Source organism: uncultured Nocardioides sp. (genome assembly GCF_902805925.1).
Taxonomy (GTDB): Bacteria; Actinomycetota; Actinomycetes; order Propionibacteriales; family Nocardioidaceae; genus Nocardioides.
In genome coordinates, this window is sequence record NZ_CADCUP010000041.1 from 5,968 (window position 1) to 10,956 (window position 4,989).

Here is a 4,989-nt window from a genome sequence, read left to right on the forward strand (position 1 = left end):
CGCCGTTCGACGCGATCTTCCCAGCGCTCGACGCCGACCGCATCGACGTGATCGCCAACCAGATCTCGCTGAACCCCGAGCGGGAGGCGCAGTACCTCTTCACCGAGCCCTACACCTACTCCAACGGCGTCATCGTCACCGCGGCCGACACCGACGACATCACGTCGCTGGAGGACCTGGAGGGACGGACGACGGCCCAGTCCTCGACGAGCAACTGGGCCCAGGTGGCCCGCGACGCCGGTGCCGAGGTGCGCTCCGTGGAGGGCCTGGCCCAGGCGGCCGAGCTGTTGGCCCAGGGTCGGGTCGACGCGATCCTCAACGACAACATCGCCGTGCTCGACTACCTCGCCGCCAGCGGGTCCACCGACGTGAAGATCGCCGGCGAGGTCGAGGGCGAGTCCACCGCGCAGGCGTTCGCGTTCCGCCAGGAGGACACGGCGTTGCGCGACGAGGCCGACGCGGCGCTCGCCGCCATGGCCGACGACGGCACGCTGACCGAGATCTCCGAGAGCTACTTCAGGGCCGACGTCTCCACCGAGGACGGTGAGGGTGAGGCCGACCTGTCCGACCGGGCCAGCGACAACACCGCCTGGGACGTCGCGCAGGACGCCGCGGGGCCGATGCTCCGGGCCCTCGTGCAGTACACCATCACGCTGTCGCTGCTCAGCATGGCGATCGGCCTGGTGCTGGCCCTCCTGGTGGCCCTGGCGCGGCTCTCGAGCCGGCCGTGGCTGCACTGGCCGGCCCAGGGGTTCATCTCGCTCATCCGCGGCACGCCGCTGCTCGTCCAGCTGTTCATCGTCTTCTTCGGCCTCGGCCAGATCGGCATCAAGCTCGACCCGTACGTCGCGGCCACCCTGGCGCTGTCGCTCAACGTCGGCGCGTACGCCGCGGAGATCGTCCGCTCCGCGATCCTGTCGGTGCCGCGGGGTCAGACCGAGGCCGCCGCCACCGTGGGCATGGGCTACGCCCTGACCATGCGGCGGATCGTGCTGCCGCAGGCCGCCCGCACCGCCGTGCCGCCGTTGTCGAACACCTTCATCTCCCTGGTCAAGGACACCTCGCTCGCCTCGGTGATCCTGGTCCCGGAGATGCTCCGCGTGGCCCAGGACTACGCGGGCGCCAGCACCGAGTTCCTCGCCCTCTACTCCCTCGCCGCGCTGTTCTACTGGATCGTCTGCGCCCTCCTGGCCCTCGGCCAGGGCAGGCTGGAGACCCGACTCGAGAGGCACATGGCATGAGCACCACTCCCCTGCTGTCCGTCACCGGCCTGCGCAAGTCCTTCGGCGACCACGAGGTGCTGCGCGACATCGACTTCACCGTCGATCCGGGCACCGTCACGGTCCTGCTCGGCCCCTCGGGGTCGGGCAAGACGACCGTGCTGCGCTCGCTGAACACCCTCGAGGTCCCCGACGCCGGCACCGTGCGCATCGACGACGTCGAGGTCGACTTCTCCCAGCCCCGTGGGCGGCGCGACGCCGAGCGCGAGTTCTTCCGCCTGCGCTGCCAGAGCGCGATGGTGTTCCAGTCCCACAACCTCTTCCCCCACCGCACGGTGCTGGAGAACCTCACCGAGGGGCCCGTCCACGCCCAGGGCCGCCCGGAGGAGGAGGTGGTCGCCGAGGCCCGGGTCCTGCTGGAGCGGGTCGGCCTCGCCAACCGCGCCGACGCCTTCCCCGGCCAGCTGTCGGGGGGCCAGCAGCAGCGGGTGGGCATCGCCCGCGCGCTGGCGCTGCAGCCTCGCCTGATGCTCTTCGACGAGCCCACGTCCTCGCTGGACCCCGAGCTCGTCGGCGAGGTCCTCGGGGTGATGAAGGACCTCGCCGCCGAGGGCTGGACCATGGTCGTGGTCTCCCACGAGATCCGCTTCGCACAGCAGGTGGCCGACCAGGTGCTGTTCCTCGACAACGGCGTCATCGCCGAGCGGGGGCCCGCCGCCCAGGTCATCGGCGACCCGCACGAGCCGCGCACCCGGCAGTTCCTGCACCGGATTCTCGACCCGATCTAGCCACCCGGCCACCCGAGAAGGCGTCCGCCGGGAGTCCGTGGCCGAGCAGGAGCGGCCCCGGGCGGCGTCGACGACCTCGAGCGAGCCGACGTCGAGGGCCACGGCCCGGACCGGGCTCACGGGCGCAGCATGACCTTGATGGCGCGGCGCTCGTCCATGTCGCGGTAGCCGTCGGCCACCTCCTCGAGCGGCCGCACGGCGTCGAACACCAGGCCGGGGTTGATCGACCCGTCGAGCACCTTGGGCAGCAGGTCGTCGAGGTAGGCCCGCACCGGGGCCATGCCGCCGCGGAGGCCGACGTTCTTCTGGAACATCCGGCGCAGCGGCAGCTCGACGCCGTGCGGCACGCCGACGAAGCCCACCGTGGAGCCCGGCCGCGCGACGGCGAACGCGGTCCGCATCGACTGGTCGGTGCCGACGCACTCGAGCACCGCGTCGGCGCCGACCCCCTCGGTGAGCTCGGCGATGGCGTCCTCGCCCGCCTGGCCCCGCTCGGCCACGACGTGCGTGGCGCCGAAGGCTCGGGCGATCTCCTGGCGCGGCTCGTGGCGCGACATGGCCACGACCTTCTCGGCGCCCATGACCGAGGCGGCCAGCACGCCGCACAGGCCCACGGCGCCGTCCCCGACCACGACGGCGGTGCCGCCCGGCCGTACGCCGGCGGCGACGGCCGCGTGCCAGCCGGTGGGCATCACGTCGGTGAGCGCGAGCAGCGACTTGAGCGCTGCCTCGTCGTCGCCGGGCGCCTCGGCCCGGTAGAGGCTGCCCTCGGCCTGGTTGACCAGGGAGTACTCCGCCTGGCCGCTGACGGTGAAGCCGGCGTTCTGGCAGGCCGAGGTCATGCCGGCGCGGCAGTGGGGGCAGGTGTTGTCGCTGTGGCAGAACGGCACGATGACGAAGTCGCCGGGGGCGAAGGAGGTCACCTCGGTGCCGACCTCCTCCACCACGCCGACGCACTCGTGGCCGATGGTCTGCCCGGCGTCGATGGGGTTCTCGCCCCGGTACGGCCACAGGTCGGACCCGCAGATGCACCCCGCGACGACCTTGACGACAGCGTCGGTGGGCGACGCCACGGTGGGCGTGGCGACGTCGGTCAGGCGGATGTCCCGGGCGGCATGGATGGTGGTGGCTCGCATGCGGCGATCCTCGCACGCGCCCCGCCGGGGGCCGATGCCCGGCTGCGTGCGCGCACCACGCCGGTCGAACGCCTACATGCAGCCATATCTCATATCTGAGATACCGTTGATCCATGAGTGACTTCAAGGGCCGTATCGGCAACCTCATCCGCGATGCCCGCAAGCACCGCGGCCTCACCCAGTCCCAGCTCGCCGAGCTTCTCTCCACCTCGCAGAGCGCCATCAACCGCATCGAGAAGGGCCACCAGAACCTCTCGCTCGAGACCCTGGCCCGCATCGGTGCCGCCCTCGACTCCGAGATCGTGGCCCTCGGCGCCGGGCCGACCCACCTGCGAGTCACCGGCCCCACGACCCTCTCCGGCAGCATCGAGGTCAAGACCTCCAAGAACGCCGGCGTCGCGCTGCTCTGTGCCTCGCTGCTCAACCGCGGCCGCACCACGCTGCGCAAGGTCGCTCGCATCGAGGAGGTCAACCGGCTCCTGGAGGTCCTCGCCTCCCTCGGCGTGCACACCCGCTGGCTCAACGACCAGAACGACCTCGAGATCGTCCCGCCCGCCGAGTTCGACCTCGCGCACATCGACGAGGAGGCCGCGCGCCGTACCCGCTCGGTCCTGATGTTCCTCGGCCCGCTGCTGCACCGCGCCGACAGCTTCGAGCTGCCGTACGCCGGCGGCTGCAACCTGGGCACGCGCACCATCGAGCCGCACATGTCGGCGCTGCGTCCCTTCGGCCTCGAGGTCAAGGCGACCGACGGCGCCTACCACGCCAACGTCAACCGGGCGATCGAGCCGCAGCGGCCCATCGTGCTCACCGAGCGCGGCGACACCGTCACCGAGAACGCGCTGATGGCGGCCGCCCTGCACCCGGGCACCACCGTGATCCGCAACGCCTCCTCCAACTACATGGTCCAGGACCTGTGCTTCTACCTGCAGAAGCTCGGGGTGGAGGTCGAGGGCATCGGCACCACCACCCTGACCGTGACCGGTCGCAAGACCATCGACGTCGACGTCGACTACGCGCCGAGTGAGGACCCCATCGAGGCGATGTCGCTGCTCGCCGCAGCCATCGTCACCACGTCGTCCATCACCGTGCAGCGCGTCCCGATCGAGTTCCTCGAGATCGAGCTGGCGCTGCTGGAGGAGATGGGGCTGCAGTACGACCGGTCGCAGGAGTACCTCGCCCTCAACGGGCGCACCCGCCTGGTCGACATCACCACGAAGCCCTCACGGCTGCGGGCGCCGCTCGACAAGATCCACCCGATGCCGTTCCCCGGCCTCAACATCGACAACCTGCCGTTCTTCGCCGTCATCGCCGCCGTCGCCGAGGGCCAGACCCTGCTGCACGACTGGGTCTACGAGAACCGCGCGATCTACCTGGTCGACCTCAACAAGCTCGGCGGCAACGTCAAGCTGCTCGACCCGCACCGGGTGATGATCGAGGGCCCCTCGCACTTCAGCGGCACCGAGATGATGTGCCCGCCCGCGCTGCGCCCCGCGGTCGTCCTGCTGCTCGCCATGCTGGCCGCCAAGGGCACCTCGGTGCTGCGCTCGACGTACGTCATCCACCGCGGCTACGAGGACCTGGCCGAGCGCCTGAACCTGCTCGGCGCCACCATCGAGACCTTCCGGGACATCTGAGGCTCGCAGGAGGCTGCGAGGCACGAGCAGCCTCCGTGGGCGAGACCAGGTCGAGCAAGCCCCGCGGGCGAGGAACGAGCCCGCGACGGGCGCGTCGAGACCCGCTCAGGCGTGCCGGGTCTCGATACGCCCGCTCGTGCCTCGCGGCCACTCGACCACCGAGACAGGCCCGCTCAGGCGTGCCGGGTCTCGATACGCCCGCTCGTGC

4 protein-coding genes are annotated in these 4,989 nt (G+C 71.2%); 3 read left to right on the forward strand and 1 reads right to left on the reverse strand.

Annotated features, from left to right (window positions below):
* Both QZX64_RS02925 and QZX64_RS02930 read left to right on the forward strand, forming a co-directional pair.
* The coding region (locus QZX64_RS02925; protein WP_295656815.1) for an ABC transporter substrate-binding protein/permease at positions 1–1,241 on the forward strand (1,241 nt) is incomplete at its 5' end.
* Positions 1,238–2,008 (forward strand): amino acid ABC transporter ATP-binding protein, encoded by a 771-nt coding sequence (locus QZX64_RS02930; protein WP_295656816.1) that lies wholly within the window; start codon positions 1,238–1,240, stop codon positions 2,006–2,008. The genes QZX64_RS02925 and QZX64_RS02930, both read left to right, overlap by 4 nt.
* Before the next feature lie 116 nt (positions 2,009–2,124).
* Here the strand turns inward: QZX64_RS02930 and QZX64_RS02935 are convergent, their stop codons facing one another.
* Positions 2,125–3,144, reverse strand: a complete 1,020-nt coding sequence (locus QZX64_RS02935) for a zinc-dependent alcohol dehydrogenase family protein (protein ID WP_295656818.1) — start codon at positions 3,142–3,144, stop codon at positions 2,125–2,127.
* A 113-nt stretch (positions 3,145–3,257) separates the two neighbouring features.
* Here QZX64_RS02935 and QZX64_RS02940 point away from each other — a divergent pair, with 113 nt between their 5' ends.
* The gene (locus QZX64_RS02940; protein ID WP_295656820.1) at positions 3,258–4,781 is read left to right on the forward strand and encodes a UDP-N-acetylglucosamine 1-carboxyvinyltransferase; all 1,524 of its coding nucleotides are present in this window, start codon (positions 3,258–3,260) and stop codon (positions 4,779–4,781) included.
* Positions 4,782–4,989 lie beyond the last annotated feature (208 nt).

Bases quoted from the DNA above. Each gene is read 5' to 3' on its own strand.
- QZX64_RS02930 (WP_295656816.1), top strand. From the start codon at position 1,238: ATGAGCACCACTCCCCTGCTGTCCGTCACCGGCCTGCGCAAGTCCTTC.
- QZX64_RS02935 (WP_295656818.1), bottom strand. From the start codon at position 3,144: ATGCGAGCCACCACCATCCATGCCGCCCGGGACATCCGCCTGACCGAC.
- QZX64_RS02940 (WP_295656820.1), top strand. From the start codon at position 3,258: ATGAGTGACTTCAAGGGCCGTATCGGCAACCTCATCCGCGATGCCCGC.